Here is a 16,420-nt window from a genome sequence, read left to right as displayed (position 1 = left end):
GGGTTCCGTCGCGGACGCATCGACGTCGACACGCTGTACGACCCGCCGGGACGCTCACGGATCGCCGACGTGCGCTGGCCGGCACTCGCGGCGTTCCTCGTCGGCATCGCCGCGACATGGTGCTTCGAGTACGGCGTCCCCACGTTCCTCCAGGGTCCGGCTGCCACGGCAATGGGCGGCATCGATCTGTCGTGGCTCGCCGGCAGCCTGGTGGCCGCGGGCCTCTACGCCGCCTTCGGGCGCGAGAGGCCGAGGAACGCCGGATGAGCGACGACGAACGCTTCCTCGAGGCCGCGGTAGCGGAGGCGCGGAAGGGCCTGGCCGAGGGCGGCGTGCCGATCGGCGCGGCGCTCGTCGTCGACGGCGAGGTCGTGGCGACCGGACGCAACCGCCGCGTCCAGCAGAACAGCGCGATCAGGCACGGCGAGACCGACTGCGTCGAGAACGCCGGCCGGCTCCCCGCCACCACCTACGCGCGGGCGACGATGTACACGACGCTGTCGCCGTGCGTGATGTGCACCGGCATGATCCTGCTCTACAAGATCCCGCGGGTCGTGCTCGGCGAGAACCGTACGTTCCTCGGCGCCGAGGATCTCCTGGTCCGGCACGGCGTCGAGGTGGTCGACCTCGACGACGCCGAGTGCGCCGAGCTGATGCGTACGTTCATCGCCGAGCGCCCGGACGTCTGGTACGAGGACATCGGCGAGCAACGGTGAGGGGCGTCACCCGGCGACGGCGGTCGTGCGTCCGGCGGTGTCCGCAGCTGCCTGATCCCTTCGCCGGGTGAGCGGTAGGCGCAGCGCGAAGTACGCCGGCAGCCCGAGCGGCGAGATGAGGATCGTCACCAGCAGCACCGGCGCCATGACCAGCGGGTGGATGCGGCGCTCACGGCTGTCGAGGTACATCCAGCGCCCGATGAACAGGTCCCAGGCGATCACCTGCGCCCAGATCGCCGCCGTGCCCTCGGGGCTGCTCACCAGAGCCTGGACCCCGTCGAGGGTCGGCCGGCTCACCGCGGCCAGGAAGGCGCCGAGATCCGGGCCCATGACGAGGACGAACACGACGAGCGGGGGAAGCACGATCAGCGGTGAGCCGATGATGCGGCGGGTCACCGACCAGCCGGGGGCGAAGATCATCAACGCCCAGAACGGCGCGGCCACGTAGAACGTGACGTCGAAGAGCAGCTCGATGTAGGTGCTCATGCGACACCCTCCCGATCCTCTGTCACCGTGGCGGTGGCGCCTTCGGGCTGCCGAAGAGTGGGCTCACGAGGTGTGCGGAGTGCGAGCAGCAGTCCGACGACCGCCGCCACCGCGAGTGCGGCCGCGACCGAGGCGGTCAGCGCGTCCGGGCGAACCACCGACTGCCCGCGAAACGCCTGCCACGTGACGAGCGCGAGCACTCCCGCGTACGCACCCGCGGCGACGAGGACCACCCGGAGGCGCAGCGTGTCGGACGCGAACCGCGGGTAGCGGCGGGCGAGGAGTAGGAGCACCAGGGCGAGCAGGATGAGCACCTGCAGCCCGTGGATGCCGACGAAGTGCGGCACCCGCAGGTCGCCCGCGACGGTGCTCCAACCGGTGATCGGCAGGCCGGGGCCGCCGTCGGGCACGCCGACCGTGTGGGCGCCGACGATGCCGCTGCCGCGCCCGGCCTCCCTCGCCGCGTCCTGTGCGGCGGTCTCCTGTGGCATGAAGAACGCGACCGCCATCCCGGCGAGCGCGATCACCGTGCCGGCCCGGATCGCCCAGGCGGTGGACCGTTCGCCGAGCTTCTGCGTCAGGAAGAGCGCGCCGGCGACGAGGTTCGCCACCCAGAGCGTGGCGATCATCACGCCCATGCTGGCCCAGAGAACGGCGTTGAGCGGGGTGCTGATGTTGAAGTGGCTCATCTCGCCGCGGACGACCTGCACCACGATGACCACGAGCTCGCCGCCGAGCGTGATCGCGATGATGGAGCCGAGCGCTCTGCCGAGCCGGCGCCGGCGCTGGAGCAGGGAGAGCAGCCAGGCCAGCGTGAAACAGTAGATCGCGATCGACACGGCGAACTTGGCGGGCTTCAACCAGATCGGCGCGCCCACGAGCGCGCGGCCGTCGACGGCCAGACCCACGAGGCACACGGCGAGCACGACGACGGACGCGCCGGCCAGGAGCATCAGCGGTCGGTGCCAGTGCACCGCCCGGCGCAGGGAGGGGAGCGCGGCGGACATGTGGCCTCCTGAGAGAGTGGATAGTTGGACTATCCATAGTGGATAGCTACACTATCCATCAGAGGTGTCCGGCGTGCAAGCCCTGATTTGGCAACGGTCGACACGGTCTGCGGACCAGGGGAGGGTGACGATGCGAGTCGCGGAGCTGAGTGAGCGGTCCGACGTACCCGTGCCGACGATCAAGTACTACCTCCGTGAGGGTCTGCTGCCGCGTGGCGAGCGCACGGGGCCCAACCAGGCCCACTACGACGACCGGCACGAGCGGCGGCTCCGACTGATCAGGGCGTTGACCGAGGTGGGCGGCCTCTCGATCGCTGCCACGCGCGACGTCCTCTCGTCCGTCGACGATCCGGAGGCGTCTCTCGACCTGCGGCTCGGCCGGGCCGTCGGCAGCGTCACCAGGGCGCAGGTCACCGCGGGCGAGCAGGAGCGCGCCGAGGCGCGGCGGATCGTCGACGAGCTCATCGAGCGACGCGGCTGGATCGACACGGCCCACCCGGCGCGCGACAACCTCGTCGAGGTGATCGCCGGCCTGAACGGCATCGCCGGCGAGTTCCTGATCGCCGGGATCGACCGCTACGCCGACGCCGTGGAGCTCATCGCGCGCGTCGACCTCGACGTGACGCGGAGCATCACCGACACCGACGCGGTGATCGAGGCCGCGGTCGTCGGCACCATCGCCGGTGACGCACTGCTCGCCGCCCTGCGACGGCTGGCCCAGGTCAACGAGTCGGGACGCCGCATCGGCCTCTCCTGATCCTCAGCGTGGACGTGACGTCGCCCTCGATCGGGTGCCGCGACGTCGTCGTCGCGATAGCGTCCTGCCATGTCAGCGGTCACAGAAGGAACTGGGCCACTCGCCGGAACCGTCGTCGTCGACCTCACCCGGGCGCTCGCCGGGCCGCACGCCGGCATGATGCTCGGCGACCTCGGCGCGCGGGTCATCAAGGTCGAGACGCCGGGCAGGGGCGACGACACGCGGGGGTGGGGGCCGCCGTTCGTCGAGCCCGAGGCCGAGGGCGGCGCCACGGAGTCGACGTACTTCCTGTCCTGCAACCGCAACAAGGAGTCCATCGCGCTCGACCTCAAGAGCGACGACGGCAGGGAGACGCTCGCCGGGCTCGTCCGGCGCGCGGACGTGCTGCTGGAGAACTTCCGCACCGGTGTTCTCGACCGGCTGGGGTTCACCACCGAGCGGCTGTTCGAGCTGAACCCGCGGCTCGTCGTGCTGTCGATCACCGGGTTCGGGCACGACGGGCCGGACGGCGGCCGCGCCGGCTACGACCAGATCGCGCAGGGCGAGGCCGGGCTGATGTCGGTGACCGGGCCGGGTCCCGACGACGCCCAGCGCGTGGGTGTGCCGATCGGCGACCTGCTCGCCGGCATGTACGGCGCGTACGGCGTGCTCGCCGCGCTGCTCGACCGCGAACGCACCGGCCGCGGCCAGGTGGTGCGTACCTCGCTGCTCGCCGCGATCGTGGGTGTGCACGCGTTCCAGGGCACCGCGTGGACCGTCGCGGGCAAGGTCGGGCGGGCGCAGGGCAACCACCATCCGGCGATCTGTCCGTACGGGCTCTTCCGCTGCCGCGACGGCGCCGTCCAGATCGCGGTGGGCACCGAGGCGCTGTGGGCACGCCTGTGCACGGCGTTCGGGCTCGACGCGAGCGCCGAGGGCATGGCCACCAACAGTGAACGCGTCGGCAATCGACCCGACGTGATCGCGGCCGTCGAGACCGCGTTCGCCGACCGCGACGCCGAGCCCCTGCTCGCCGAGCTCGCCGCGATCGGCGTGCCCGCGGGCAAGGTCCGTTCGATCGACGAGGTGTACGACTGGGACCAGACCGCGAGCCAGGGCCTGCTCGTCGACGTCGACCACGCCACGCTCGGCACGGTCGCCGTGCCCGGCCCGCCGCTGCGGTTCTTCGACGCCGGGGGCGAGGAGACCACGCGGCGCGACCACGCGGCACCCCCGGTGCTCGACGGAGACGCGGCGCGCATCCGCGCCTGGCTGAGCGACGAGTAGGTCCGATGCCCGTCACCGATGATTTCGCGCCCTGGACCCGGTCTGCTCAGGTGAGGAGGAGACATGGACGTTGACCTGTTCGCCGGTGTCGCCGTGAGCGACCTCCAGCGCGCCATCGGCTGGTTCGAGAGCTTCCTGGGCGACGCCGAGTCGTTCGACCCGAACGACACTGAGCGCGTCTGGACGGTGGCGGAGCACCGCCATCTGTATGCCGTACTGGAACCCGACCACGCCGGGCACGCCCGGGTCACCCTGTTTCTCGACGACTTCGACGACTTCGTCGACGCCGCCGCGTTGCGGGGCATCGAACCGGAGACGCGGGAGACCTACGGGAACGGCGTGCGCAAGGCCCTGTATCGCGACCCGGACGGCAACGAGATCGGTATCGGTGGTGCCCCTGTCGAGGGCTCCGCGCCGCCTCCGTGACCGGTTCGGTGCGAGCAGCGGTTCGTTCGCCCGTCCCTGAATCCGTCTTCGTCGGGAAACGGCATGTCCCGCGTACCGATTCCTGACAGGCTGCACGCCATGACGACGACCATCTCCCTCGACCGGTTCGACGGTCTGCTGCTGCGGCCCGGTGACTCGGGCTACGACGATGCCCGCACCGTCTGGAACGCGATGGTGGACCGGCGCCCGCGACTGATCGCCCGGTGCGCGACGGTCGCCGACGTGTCCCGGGCGGTGCGCGCTGCCCGCGACCTCGACCTGGAGATCGGCGTCAAGTGCGGCGGGCACGGGATCCTCGGCCCTGCCGTCCCCGACGACGGGCTGATGATCGACCTGACCCCGATGGGCGAGGTGCGGGTCGACCCCGAGCGCCGCCGCGCCTGGGTGCAGGGCGGCGCGTTGCTCGGTGCTCTCGATCGTGAGGCGCAGCGCCACGGGCTGGCGACGATGGCCGGCAACGTCTCGCACACCGGCGTCGGCGGTCTCACCCTCGGGGGCGGCATGGGCTGGCTCGCCAGGCAGTACGGCCTCTCCTGCGACAACGTCGTCTCGTACCAGGTGGTGACCGCGGACGGCGAGACCGTCCGCGCGAGTCGCACCGAGAACCCCGAGCTGTTCTGGGCCCTGCGGGGCGGCGGTGGCAACTTCGGCATCGTCACCGAGTTCGAGTTCCAGCTGCACGACGTTGGCACCAGGTCGCTCTCGGTCGAGCACGTCTTCCCGCTCGACGGCGCGGAACCGGCGGTGCGCCGCTGGTGCGAGCTGAACGCGGAGGCGCCGCGGCAGGCGACGTACGCGGCGACGGCGGGTGCCGATGCCGTGGTCGCGCTCGGCTTCGTCTGGATCGGCGACCCCGACGAGGGTCGCCGGCACGCCTCCGTGCTGCGCGCGCTCGGGCGCCCCCTGGAGGAGCGCGTCGAGGAGCTCTCGTACGTCGACCTGCAGCGCCGCGAGGACACGGTGGAGATGCACGCGCTGCGTCGCTACTTCAAGGGCCACTTCCTGAAGCAGCTCTCCGACGGTGCCGTCGAGGCGTTCCTGTACCGCGGGTCGACCGGAGGTGAGCCGCCGGCCGCGAGGGTCAGCCTGCAGGCCTACGGCGGCGCGATCGCGGACGTCCCCGACGAGGACTCGGCGTTCGGCCACCGCGACACCCTGTTCGAGTTCGTCACGGCCGCGTCCTGGGCCGACCCGGCGGACGACGAGGCACGCATGGCGGCCACCAGGCGCGCGGCGGCGGCGATGGCCCCCTGGGCCGACGGTGTGTACGTCAACATCCTCGGCGACGACGGCCAGGACGGCGTGGAGCGCGCCTACCCGCCGGCCAAGCTGGCCAGGCTGACGTCGCTGAAGACCGACATGGACCCACACAACGTCTTCCACCTGAACCAGAACATCCGACCGCGCACGGTCTCCTAGGACGAGCGTTCCGTCCACCCCGGTCCGACCGCTGCCGTACGCTGCGCGGATGCGTGTGCTCGTCGCCCTCGGGGGCAATGCGATGACGGCGCCGGACGGCTCGGCGCGTCCCGGTGACCAGATCGCCGCGGCGACGGTGGCGATGGAACGGGTGGCCGACCTCGTCGCGGCCGGTCACGACGTCGCGCTGACCCACGGGAACGGTCCGCAGGTCGGCAACCTGCTGGTGAAGAACGAGCTCGCGGCCGAGGTCGTCCCGCCGGTGCCGCTCGACTGGTGCGGGGCGCAGACCCAGGGCACCCTCGGCTTCGTCCTGCTCGATGCGCTGCAGTACGCACTCGCCGAGCGGAGGGTCGAGCGGCCGGTCGCGGCGCTCGTGACGCGTACGCGGGTCGACCGCGACGATCCGGGACTGCGCAGGCCGAGCAAGCCGATCGGCCGTTACCTCTCGGCGGCCGAGGCGCAGACGATGATCGAGCACGGCCAGACCTGGGAGGACCGCGGTATGCGTGGCTGGCGCAGGATCGTCGCGTCACCCGAGCCTCGCGAGGTGCTCGACTCCGCCGCGGCCCGGGTGCTGATGGACGCGGGTCACGTGGTCGTCGTCGGGGGCGGCGGCGGGATCCCGGTCGTCCGCGATCCGGATGGCAGCCTGCGCGGCGTCGAGGCCGTCATCGACAAGGACCTCACCGCCGACCTGCTCGCCCGCGACCTCGCGGCCGACGTGCTCGTCGTCGCCACCGACGTCGAGCACGTCCTCGTCGGCTACGGCACGCAGGACGAGCGTCCCGTCCGGCACACGACGCCCGCGGAGCTGCGGACGCTCGCCGACAAGGGCGAGTTCGCGAGCGGCTCGATGGGCCCGAAGGTCGAGGCCGTGTGCCGGTTCGTCGAGGCCGGCGGCACGCGTGCGGTCATCACGTCGCTGGCGCACATCGGTGACGCGGTCACCGCCGATGCCGGTACCGTCGTGCAGGCACACCCCGAGGGAGGCCCCGCTATCAGGAAGGACCCCGTCTGATGCCCGAAGCGATCGAGGTACGCAAGGTCCCGCTGCACTCCGTCAGTGACGCGTCCGAGCTGGCCGCGCTGATCGACGACGGCGTGCTCGAGGCCGACCGGGTCGTCGCGGTCATCGGTAAGACCGAGGGCAACGGCGGGGTGAACGACTACACCAGGATCATCGCCGACCGGGCGTTCCGCGAGGTGCTCGTGGCCAAGGGCACCCGCTCCGATGACGAGGTCAGGCAGGTCCCGATCGTCTGGTCCGGCGGTACCGACGGCGTCATCAGCCCGCACGCGACCGTCTTCGCGACGCTACCCGCCGACCGGGCCACACCGTCCGACGAGCCGCGGCTCACCGTCGGGTTCGCGATGAGCGAGCGGCTGCTGCCCGAGGAGATCGGCCGCACCGGCATGATCGAGAAGGTCGCCGCCGCCGTCACCGAGGCCATGTCACGCGCGGGCATCACCGACCCGGCCGACGTCCACTACGTGCAGACCAAGACTCCGCTGCTCACCATCGACACCATCCGCGACGCGAAGAGCCGCGGACACACCGTCTGGACCGAACACACGCTGGAGTCGATGGACCTCTCGAACGGCTGCACGGCGCTCGGTGTCGGGTTGGCACTCGGCGAGATCGAGAAGCCGACGGACGAGCAGGTGCTGGAGGACCGTTCGCTGTACTCGGCCGTCGCGTCGTGCTCGTCGGGCGTCGAGCTCGACCGCGCGCAGGTGGTCGTCGTCGGCAACGCACGCGGCGTCGGCGGACGCTACCGGATCGGCCACGCGGTCATGAGCGACGCGCTCGACACCGACGGCATCTGGGCCGCGATCGGCGACGCCGGGCTCGACCTTCCCGACCGACCGCACCCGTCCGACATCGACGGCCGGCTCGTCAACGTGTTCCTCAAGTGCGAGGTGAGCCAGGACGGCCAGGTGCGCGGACGCCGCAACGCGATGCTCGACGACTCCGACGTGCACTGGCACCGGCAGATCAAGGCCTGCGTCGGCGGCGTGGCCGCCTCGGTCACCGGCGACCCGGCCGTGTTCGTCTCGGTGTCGGCGGCGCACCAGGGCCCCGACGGCGGCGGCCCGGTCGCCGCGATCGTCGACCTGGGCTGAGGGCGAGACCGGGTCAGCCGACGTTCCAGGCGTGGTACGCGTCGACGTCCAGCCAGGCGCTGACGCGAACGCTGTTCCTGTTCGGGTACGGCTTGTCGGTGTAGTACCGCGAGAGCCGGTCGATGTCGGCGAGGTCGGAGTCGGGTTCCAGCGTGACGGTGCCCTGCACGCTCACGTGCCGGTACCACGAGTCGTCGTCGAGCACCGTCAGCGAGACCCGGGGATTCGCCTCGAGGTGCTCGAGCCGCTTGCGGCCGGCGTCGAGGTTGAACAGCACGCGTCCCTCGTCCCACAGGTACCAGGTCGCCACCGACACGGGCGTGCCGTCCGGGCGCACCGTCGCCATGACGGCGGGGTTGGGGCGCTTCAGCAGCTCCACGAGCTTGGCGGGCAGCGGCGGCTTGGCCACGGCGGACACTCCTTCGTACGTTGCGAACGGGGGACTGCTTGGTCCGACGCTAGCCGCGACCCACGTATTCCCAGTGCCACGGTTCGAACGGGTTGCTCTCGGCCCACGCCGGATGCACCCAGCCGAACATCGGTGCGTTGCGCTTCATCCAGCGGAACTGCGTCGACCCGAAGTTCTGGATCCCGCAACCGAGGTCGACCGCGACCCCGCGGCCGTGCCGGCTCGTGCCGGGAACGGCGGCGAGCGCGGGCTTGGTGCGGTAGACGGCGTACTGCTCGCCGAGCGGCCGGTATCCGTCGGTGACGCAGATGTGCGAGCCGAAGCGCAGCCGGTACGCCGTGTCGAGCAGCCAGAACGCACGGGCGGCGTCCGCGCGCAGGTACTCGCCCTTGGCGGGCAGGGAGCAGAGCAGCGCCATCGGGATGAGGCCGTTGGGGAACCCCGTCACCGTGGGCTTGTCGCATGCCGGCGCGTCGTCGCCGCCGCGGTCCTGTCGCTCCCTGCTGACGCGGAACGCCGCGGCGTACCTGTCCGCCTTCACCAGCCGCAGGGTCAGCCGGTCGAGCCGGGCGAGCAGCTGGTCGGTGAGGCGCTTGGAGTCCGCCCGCAGCGCCCGGTGCTGGCCCGCCAGCCGCGCCTGCTGACTCGACGCCTCGCGCTCCAGGGCCTTCGCATGCCTGCGCAGCGCGGCCTGGCGGTCGAGCTCCGCGGTGTACGTGTCGACGGCGTCGGCCTGGGTCGCGGTGACATAGCGGATGTCGGTCGTCGACCGCCCGGTGCGCCGGTTCGTCAACGCGCCGGTGAGCACCGCGCCGATCTCGTCGCCGACCGGCGTGGTGTACGAGGACACCGCGAAGGCGACGAGCCGCTCGTGCGCCAGGTCGACGTCGTCCTGCGCGCGCTGCTCGTCGCGCGCGACGTCGAGCAACCGCCGCTGCGTCGACCTGAGGCGGGCCTTGCCGTCCTCGTAGCGGCGGGTGCTCTTCGCCAGCGCGGCGCTGGCCCGGTCGGCCTGGCCGCGCAGCTTCACCACCTGCTGCTGCAGGGTGCCCAGGCTGTCCGCGTTCGCCGGCTGCTGCGTCGGGGGCGTCGGTGCGACGAGCAACGCGCAGGCGACGGCGAAGGCGGCCACGGCACGGGGAAAGGGCCTGGGCACGTCGTCACGGTAACCGCAGGCGCGACCACCGTCCGGTAACGACGCGCTCGGCGGCCGGACAAAGCGAGACGCCCGGAGAGGCGCGGCGGCTGCCGCATCTCCCCGGACGTCGCGCGCGGGAGGCGAAAAGCTAGTTGGCCGGCTCGGCGCCCGTGCCCTCGGCATACTCCCAGTGCCAGGGTTCGAACGGGTTCGACTCCGCCCAGGCCGGGTGGATCCAGCCGAACCGCTGGCTGTTCTGCTTGAGCCAGTTGAACTGCGGCGAGCCGTACTGGTTGACCCCGCAGCCGAGGTCGAGGGCGAGGCCCCAGCCGTGGTTGCTCTTGCCGGGGATGGCCGCGAGCCCGGGCTTCTGCGAGTAGACCGCCTGCTGCTCGGACAGGTTGCGGTAGGAGTCGGAGATGCACATCTTCTTGCCGAACTTCTGGACGTACGCTGCGTTCATGTCGGCGAAGGCGTACGCTGCGTCGGCGCGCAGCTGTTCCTTCTTCTTGTAGCCGGGCAGGTCGCACAGCGCCCACTCGGGCAGCAGACCGTTGGAGAACCCGCCGTTCTTGACCTCGGGCGACTGGGCGCCGCGCTTACAGGTGGCGTCGAGGATGAGCCGCGACGCGTCACGGGAGGCCGCGCCGTCGCTCATCCTCATCAGCAGCCGCATCAGCTGCCGGGTGGAGTTCTCGGACTTCTTGCGCAGCGTCGTGATCTGGCCGGCGAGCCTGCTCCGCTCCGCGGTCGCCTTCTTCGCGAGGAGCTCGGCCTGCCGCTCCAGTGCCTCGGCCCGGCGCTTCTCCTTGCTCGCGTTGGTGATCGCGAGCTCCTCGCCCGTGGTCACGACGTCGAGCGACGTCGCCCGCTGGACGGCGGTATCCCCGTCCGGGGACGTCAGCAGCACGCTGGTGCTGTCCGGGAGCGGCGAGCCGTACGCGCTCGCGGCGTACTCGGCGACGCGCTTGCGCCACTTCTCGTAGACCTGGCTGGCGCGGGCGGCCTGGACGCGGGTGCGCTTGATCCTGGCCTGCGCCAGCGAGTACGCGCTCTTGTTCGCCTCGTACTCCTCGGTGGCGACGCTGAGGTCCTTGGTTGCCTTGTCGGCCTGCTTCTTCAGCTTCAGCAGGGTCGCCGTGGAGTCGGCGACGGGGGTGGTGCGGACGCTGGTGGGGGGCGGCGTCGTGGTGTCCACCGCCTCGAACAGGGCGAGGAAGAGGAGCGCGGGGAGTACCCAGGCGAGTGCGAGGGTTCCGCGGAGGCGTCGTCGGTGGGGGGCTCGGGGCCGGGAAAAGATCCGCAGGCCTCGCCGACGCGGCAAGGTCACAGGAAGGTTTCTCCTCGGGGCACGAATGATTACGGAACTACGGGGCGCTCAGCACCATACAGAGTCGGGAGGGGGCACTCAATCCCCGGGGGGTGTCAGCGTGTTGTCACACACCGTGACCGCTGGGGCCTGCGGCGGGCCAACTCGTGTTGCCTTCGCGCGCCGTCCGCCTCGTCCTCGCAGGTGGGAGGGCGTGTCCCCGGCTCGGTGCCGGGATCCCGTCCTGGGCGTAGGAGACTGGGGTCGTTCGGGCGGTCTCCGCCGCTGACGTCACGGAGAGTGGGCTTTGGCATGACAGCGCAGGAGCTCGACGATCGCGCCGGAGGTAGGGGTCGCGACGCCTACAGCACTTGCGTCGACCGGGTCGCGGCGCCTGCCGGAGGTGCGGGAGGAGGCGGGCGCGCATGAGCCCAGCGCAGGAGCTCGACGCCGTCGTCGTCGGGTCGGGGCCCAACGGTCTCGCCGCCGCGGTGACGCTGGCTGCCGCCGGGCTCGGCGTCCGCGTCTACGAGGGCGCCGACGACGTGGGCGGCGGCTGTCGCACGAGCCCGCTCACCCTGCCGGGCTACGTCCACGACGTCTGCTCGGCGGTACACCCGATGGCATCGGTGTCCCCGTTCTTCACCGCGTTCGACCTCGCCGGCCGCATCGACCTGCGCGTGCCCGAGGTCGCGTACGCCCACCCGCTCGACGGCGGGCGCGCAGGCGCGCTCTATCGCGACGTCGAGCGGACGGCCGAGGGTCTCGGCGTCGACGCGGGCACGTACCGGCGGCTGATGGAGCCGCTGGTCCGCGCCGCCCCCGACCTCGTGCCGCTGATGCTCGCGCCGCCGCTCCGCGCGCTGCCGAGAGACCTGCCGGGTACCGCCGCCATGGCGTACGCGTCGCTGCGGCTGGTCGGCGACGGCGTGGCGCGGACGTTCCGCACCGACGAGGCACGCGGCCTGATCACCGGATCGGCCGCCCACGCCCTGCAGCCGCTCCGCCGGTTGGCGACCGCGCCGTTCGGCCTGCTGCTGACGTTCCTCGCGCACGCGACCGGCTGGCCGCTGCCCCGCGGCGGCAGCCGGGCCATCACCGACTCCCTCGCCGACGCGTTGCGCACGATGGGCGGTGAGATCGTCGTCGGCGAGCCGGTCACCGACCTGCGCGAGCTCCCCCGGGCCCGCGCCGTCCTGCTCGACCTCAGCCCGCGCCAGTTCCTCGAACTGGCGGGCAGCGGACTGCCGTCCGCCTACGCGGCCGCGCTGCGCCGGTTCGAGCCCGGCGGTGGCGTGTGCAAGGTCGACTACGCGCTCTCCGAGCCCGTCCCGTGGGCGGCCGACGCGTGCCGGAGGGCGGGCACCGTGCACGTCGGCGGCACCTGGGACGAGGTGAGCACGGCGATGGACGAGGTCACCGCCGGCCGGCACCCGCGGAGGCCGTTCGTCCTCGCCGCCCAGCCCAGCCTCGTCGACGACACCCGCGCACCCGCCGGCCGACACGTGCTGTGGGCGTACTGCGGTGTCCCGACCGGCTCGGCCGTCGACGTCAGCGACCGGATCGACGCTCAGATCGAGCGGTTCGCGCCCGGTTTCCGTGACGTCGTGCTCGACCGCCGGGTGCGTACGGCGCGCGAGTACGAGGCCTACAACCCGGCCTACACCGGCGGCGACTTCACCGGCGGCGCCGCGACGGTACGGCAGCTGCTCTTCCGGCCGGCGCCACGGTGGGACCCGTACCCCACGCCGCTGCCGTCGGTCTTCCTCTGCTCGTCCTCGACGTCGCCCGGCGGGGGCGTGCACGGCATGTGCGGCTACCAGTCGGCTCGCTCGGCGCTGCGCCGCCGCTTCGGCATCCGCGACGTCCCCGACCTCGCCAACGCCGGCCGCTGACCCGAGTGCTCGACCGGCCTGGCCGCCGGAGTCTCGATCAGCGGCGCCGCACAGACGACGCTCCCGGACGCGACGTTCGGTCAGACCGTGCTGTGGGCGCTGGGTCGGGGGTGAACGAGCGGGGGCGTGCCTACATGGTCGTCGGCACCGACAGCAGCGCGTACTACAGCAACGACGGCTTCAAGACGTTCACCCGGATCCGCTGAATGCGGCGGCCACACTCTTCCGTGGTAGGACTGAAGTGTCAGATCGCGGGATGTGCGTCTTGCTCGTCGAGACGCGTCGGCGAGAGGGGTCGCGCGGCGTGGCATGCGTCGGATGACGGGTCGGCGCTGGCTCATGCTGGCGGCCGGCATCGCGGCACAGGCCGCCACGTCGGTCGTGACCAACGGCACTCCGTACCTCGCACCCACCATGCGGACCGATCTCGGGCTGTCCCTCGGCCACGTCGGCGTGCTCGTCGCCTGTCCGCTGGCCGGCGCGATCGCCACGCTGGTCGCGTGGGGAGCCGCGGCCGATCGCGTCGGGGAGAAGCGGGTGCTCGTCCTCGGGGTCGGCCTGTGCGGGATCATCGTGCTGGCCACCACCGTGGTCCGCGGTGTCGTCCCGCTCGGGGTCCTACTCGTGCTCGCCGGTGCCGCGAGCGGGTCGGTCAGCTCGGCGAGTGGCCGGCTCGTGCTCGGCTGGTTCGGGACCCGCGAGCGCGGGTTGGCGATGGGCCTGCGGCAGACCGCCCTGCCGCTCGGCATGGGCCTCGCCGCGCTCATCCTGCCGCCGCTCGCGGAACGCTGGGGCCTGTACGGCGCGCTGCCCGTCGCGGGTGCGCTCTGTGTCGTCGTGGCGCTCGTTTGCGCGTTCGTCCTGGTCGACCCGCCGCGCCCGGCTCAGCGGGTGGGTGACGGCGGCGCACCCACGGGCTCTCCGTACCGCAAGCCCACGCTGTGGCGGGTGCACGCGGCGAGCGCGCTGCTCGTGATGCCGCAGTTCACGGTGGGCGCGTTCGGCCTCGTCTTCCTCGTCGACGTGCGCTCATGGTCGCCGGCGACCGCCGGACAGCTGCTCGCGGCGACGCAGGTGCTCGGTGCCGCGAGCAGGATCGGCGCCGGGTACTGGTCCGACCGGGTCGGCAGCCGGTTGCGGCCGATGCGGCTGCTCGCCGTCGGCAACGCCGTGATCGTGGCCTCGCTCGGCCTGTTCGCCGTCCGCCCGTCGTGGGTCACGGCGACGGTCCTGGTGGTCGCGAGCGTGGTCACCGTCGCGGGCAACGGCCTTGCCTTCACCGCCACGGCCGAGCTGGCGGGACCGCAGTGGGCCGGCCGCGCCCTCGGGGTGCAGAACACCGCGCAGAGCATGATGGCCACCGCGACGCCGCCGCTCGTCGGGGTACTGGTGACGGTGGCGGGTTCCGGCGGATCGGCGTACGCGTACGCCTTCTGGCTCGCTGCCTGCTTCGCCGCCGCGGCCGTGCCCGTCACCCCCGCCGGAGCCGGCCGATCACGTGCGTCACGACCGAGTCCGTGACCGGCTCCGACACGTTCTGTCACCGCTCGCGCCGCCACAGATCTGCTCACGGGTTGAGCTGGACGTTGCGTAAGGGACGGACGCTCTGCGCTAATGGTAGATACGAGACACCGAGGGGACGTACGCCGAAGGAACGATCATGGACCTACTCGCGCTGACCAAGATCACCCGAGTGACGACGATCGACGAACAGCTGCGCCGCCTGACGACGCAACTCCGCAAGGTCCGGGGCGAGCACGAGTACGGTGCCGAGGCGAGCGTCCTCGAGCAGATCGACATCCTGCTCGACCGGCGCCTCCACCTGTCCTCTCAGGCCGCGGCGGACGCGGCTGACCCTGCGGCCTGACACCGGCCCTCGCCTACCCGCCGTCGCGTGTCAGGCTGACCGCGGCGCGAGTGACCCGCAGCACGACCAGACGCCGACCGCCCGGCGGTATCCTGCCGCAGGGGCCGTTAGCTCAACTGGCAGAGCAGCGGACTTTTAATCCGCGGGTTCTGGGTTCGATCCCCAGGCGGCCCACACCCCCCGGTTCACGTTCATGCAGGTCAGAGGCCGTCTTGGGATCAGCCCAGGAGGCGGTCCTGTCGTCCTTTCGCTAGAGATGCTCACACTTTGCTCACGAGGCGGCGTTGGTGTGCGCGGAACAAGCGCGACCGCGGCCTCGGCGGCACGCCTGCCAACTCCCTCCAACAGGTGCGAGTAGGTGTCGAGGGTGATCGCGATTGAGGAGTGCCCGAGGATCTTGGACACGAGCTCGATCGGCGTACCGGACGCCAGCATCAGTGATGCTGCGCCATGGCGCAGGTCATGCAGACGCACGTGGCGCACCTTTGCCGCGGCGGCCAGCTCACCGAACCTTTTGGTCACGCCGCTGGGCTCGTAGGGCCGGCCGTCCTCGCGAGCGAACACGAGGTCGTAGCTGGTGTAGGCATCCCCCCACGTCTCTCGCTCGACTCGCTGGGTGAGTTGATGCGCCAGCAGCACGCCGAGTGTGCGGGAATCCAGTTCGATACGGCGATTCTCCCCGCTCTTCGTCTTCGGCGGGCCAAAGCTCGGCTCCTGGCCGCGGCGTAGTTCGATGAGTTGCTGCCGCACGGTGATCGTGGCGCGCTCGTCGTCGACGTCGGCCCACCGCAGACCGAGCGCTTCACCGCGGCGCAACCCGGTTGCAGCCATCGCCTCAAATAGCGCCGCGAGTCGGTCGCCCTGGACGTGATCGAGGAATCTTCCGAGCTCAGCAGGTTCCCACGGCCGCACCTTCGGCCGGTCCACATCCGGCAAGGTCACGAACAGCGCCGGGTTCCACGACATCCGCCGTGCCCTGACAGCCGCATTCAAGCTGGATTGCAGGGTGGCGTGGATCCTCCGGATCGTCGATCCACCGATCTTTCGGCCGTCCCGGTCTGCGACCTCCTCCAGCAGCGCATCGAATCCCTCGGAGATGTCCTCTGCGGACAGCCGCGCCAGCCGGACACCACCGAGGTGCAGCACGAGGTAGTCCTCGATGTGCTGTCGGTAGTTTCGCGCCGTCGACCCGCGCACCTTCCTCCCCGCAGCACTCGGCCCGTCGTTCTTGGTCTTCTCATTGATCCAGTAGCGGAGCCACTCGGCGACGGTGGTCTTATCGTCGACACGTTCGCCGCGAGTGACCCGTCCTACGATCTCAAGCATCGCGGCGCGCGCCGTCACTTCGGTCGGGAATCCCGCCTCTGTCTTCTGCCGCCGTTTCCCAGTCTTGGGGTCCGGGGCAACGTCGACCACGTACGTCCAAGACCCATGGCGCCTAGGAGAGTCCTGAACAATGAGGTCTTGCCGGGGTGTTGGTGACGCGCCGAGCTTCTCAAGGGCGGTCGTTGCCGCGAGTCACAACCGTGGTTGGACGACGAGCTTGCCCGGCGCGTCGACGGTCATTGTCGTGGTGG

17 protein-coding genes and 1 tRNA gene are annotated in these 16,420 nt (G+C 71.4%); 12 read left to right on the top strand and 6 right to left on the bottom strand.

The annotated features are described in order from the left end of the window. Together GEV10_28010 and GEV10_28005 are read left to right on the top strand one after the other, a co-directional pair. On the top strand, positions 1-267 hold a 267-nt coding region (locus GEV10_28010; protein MQA82262.1), incomplete at its 5' end, for a cytosine permease. Beyond that, positions 264-716 carry a nucleoside deaminase gene (locus tag GEV10_28005; GenBank protein ID MQA82261.1) on the top strand — a complete coding sequence of 151 codons (453 nt, stop codon included), beginning with the start codon at positions 264-266 and terminating at the stop codon, positions 714-716. The genes GEV10_28010 and GEV10_28005, both read left to right, overlap by 4 nt. A 6-nt stretch (positions 717-722) precedes the next feature. Here GEV10_28005 and GEV10_28000 read toward each other — a convergent pair whose 3' ends face one another. Both GEV10_28000 and GEV10_27995 read right to left on the bottom strand, forming a co-directional pair. Then, positions 723-1,202 carry a DUF4281 domain-containing protein gene (locus tag GEV10_28000; protein MQA82260.1) on the bottom strand — a complete coding sequence of 160 codons (480 nt, stop codon included), beginning with the start codon at positions 1,200-1,202 and terminating at the stop codon, positions 723-725. Next, positions 1,199-2,155: a hypothetical protein gene (locus GEV10_27995; protein ID MQA82259.1), complete on the bottom strand. Its 957-nt coding sequence runs from the start codon at positions 2,153-2,155 to the stop codon at positions 1,199-1,201. The genes GEV10_28000 and GEV10_27995 overlap by 4 nt, the downstream gene beginning before the upstream one ends. Before the next feature lie 184 nt (positions 2,156-2,339). Here GEV10_27995 and GEV10_27990 point away from each other — a divergent pair, with 184 nt between their 5' ends. From GEV10_27990 to GEV10_27965, 6 genes are all read left to right on the top strand, one after another. Next, on the top strand, positions 2,340-2,966 hold the full coding sequence (locus GEV10_27990) for a MerR family transcriptional regulator (protein ID MQA82258.1): 627 nt from the start codon (positions 2,340-2,342) through the stop codon (positions 2,964-2,966). Between the two features lie 69 nt (positions 2,967-3,035). Further along, on the top strand, positions 3,036-4,232 hold the full coding sequence (locus GEV10_27985) for a CoA transferase (GenBank protein MQA82257.1): 1,197 nt from the start codon (positions 3,036-3,038) through the stop codon (positions 4,230-4,232). 63 nt (positions 4,233-4,295) lie between these two features. Continuing rightward, a complete protein-coding gene (locus GEV10_27980; GenBank protein ID MQA82256.1) occupies positions 4,296-4,658 on the top strand; it encodes a VOC family protein in 363 nt (120 codons plus the stop codon). A 99-nt stretch (positions 4,659-4,757) separates the two neighbouring features. Beyond that, the gene (locus GEV10_27975; GenBank protein ID MQA82255.1) at positions 4,758-6,098 is read left to right on the top strand and encodes an FAD-binding protein; all 1,341 of its coding nucleotides are present in this window, start codon (positions 4,758-4,760) and stop codon (positions 6,096-6,098) included. 49 nt (positions 6,099-6,147) lie between these two features. Beyond that, positions 6,148-7,119 (top strand): carbamate kinase, encoded by a 972-nt coding sequence (locus tag GEV10_27970; protein ID MQA82254.1) that lies wholly within the window; start codon positions 6,148-6,150, stop codon positions 7,117-7,119. Then, a complete protein-coding gene (locus GEV10_27965) occupies positions 7,119-8,225 on the top strand; it encodes a ring-opening amidohydrolase (GenBank protein ID MQA82253.1) in 1,107 nt (368 codons plus the stop codon). The genes GEV10_27970 and GEV10_27965 overlap by 1 nt, the downstream gene beginning before the upstream one ends. Positions 8,226-8,238: 13 nt before the next feature. Here GEV10_27965 and GEV10_27960 read toward each other — a convergent pair whose 3' ends face one another. The 3 genes from GEV10_27960 to GEV10_27950 form a co-directional block, all read right to left on the bottom strand. Then, positions 8,239-8,634, bottom strand: coding sequence for a TIGR03618 family F420-dependent PPOX class oxidoreductase (locus tag GEV10_27960; GenBank protein ID MQA82252.1), 396 nt, complete (start codon positions 8,632-8,634; stop codon positions 8,239-8,241). A 49-nt stretch (positions 8,635-8,683) separates the two neighbouring features. Next, a complete protein-coding gene (locus GEV10_27955; protein MQA82251.1) occupies positions 8,684-9,790 on the bottom strand; it encodes a hypothetical protein in 1,107 nt (368 codons plus the stop codon). Between the two features lie 130 nt (positions 9,791-9,920). Continuing rightward, positions 9,921-10,970 carry a hypothetical protein gene (locus GEV10_27950; protein ID MQA82250.1) on the bottom strand — a complete coding sequence of 350 codons (1,050 nt, stop codon included), beginning with the start codon at positions 10,968-10,970 and terminating at the stop codon, positions 9,921-9,923. A gap of 536 nt (positions 10,971-11,506) precedes the next feature. Here GEV10_27950 and GEV10_27945 point away from each other — a divergent pair. The 4 genes from GEV10_27945 (at position 11,507) to GEV10_27930 (ending at position 15,017) form a co-directional block, all read left to right on the top strand. Beyond that, a complete protein-coding gene (locus tag GEV10_27945) occupies positions 11,507-12,976 on the top strand; it encodes an NAD(P)-binding protein (GenBank protein MQA82249.1) in 1,470 nt (489 codons plus the stop codon). A 309-nt stretch (positions 12,977-13,285) separates the two neighbouring features. Further along, positions 13,286-14,497 (top strand): MFS transporter, encoded by a 1,212-nt coding sequence (locus GEV10_27940; GenBank protein ID MQA82248.1) that lies wholly within the window; start codon positions 13,286-13,288, stop codon positions 14,495-14,497. A gap of 139 nt (positions 14,498-14,636) precedes the next feature. Continuing rightward, positions 14,637-14,843: a hypothetical protein gene (locus tag GEV10_27935; protein ID MQA82247.1), complete on the top strand. Its 207-nt coding sequence runs from the start codon at positions 14,637-14,639 to the stop codon at positions 14,841-14,843. A 101-nt stretch (positions 14,844-14,944) separates the two neighbouring features. After that, positions 14,945-15,017: transfer RNA gene (locus GEV10_27930), tRNA-Lys, on the top strand. Here GEV10_27930 and GEV10_27925 read toward each other — a convergent pair. Further along, positions 14,979-16,169, bottom strand: a complete 1,191-nt coding sequence (locus tag GEV10_27925) for a tyrosine-type recombinase/integrase (protein ID MQA82246.1) — start codon at positions 16,167-16,169, stop codon at positions 14,979-14,981. The genes GEV10_27930 and GEV10_27925 overlap by 39 nt on opposite strands. Positions 16,170-16,420: the final 251 nt, after the last annotated feature.

It is taken from the genome of Streptosporangiales bacterium (assembly GCA_009379955.1).
GTDB lineage: Bacteria > Actinomycetota > Actinomycetes > Streptosporangiales > WHST01 > WHST01.
This window is presented reverse-complemented; position numbering and strand designations above follow the sequence as displayed.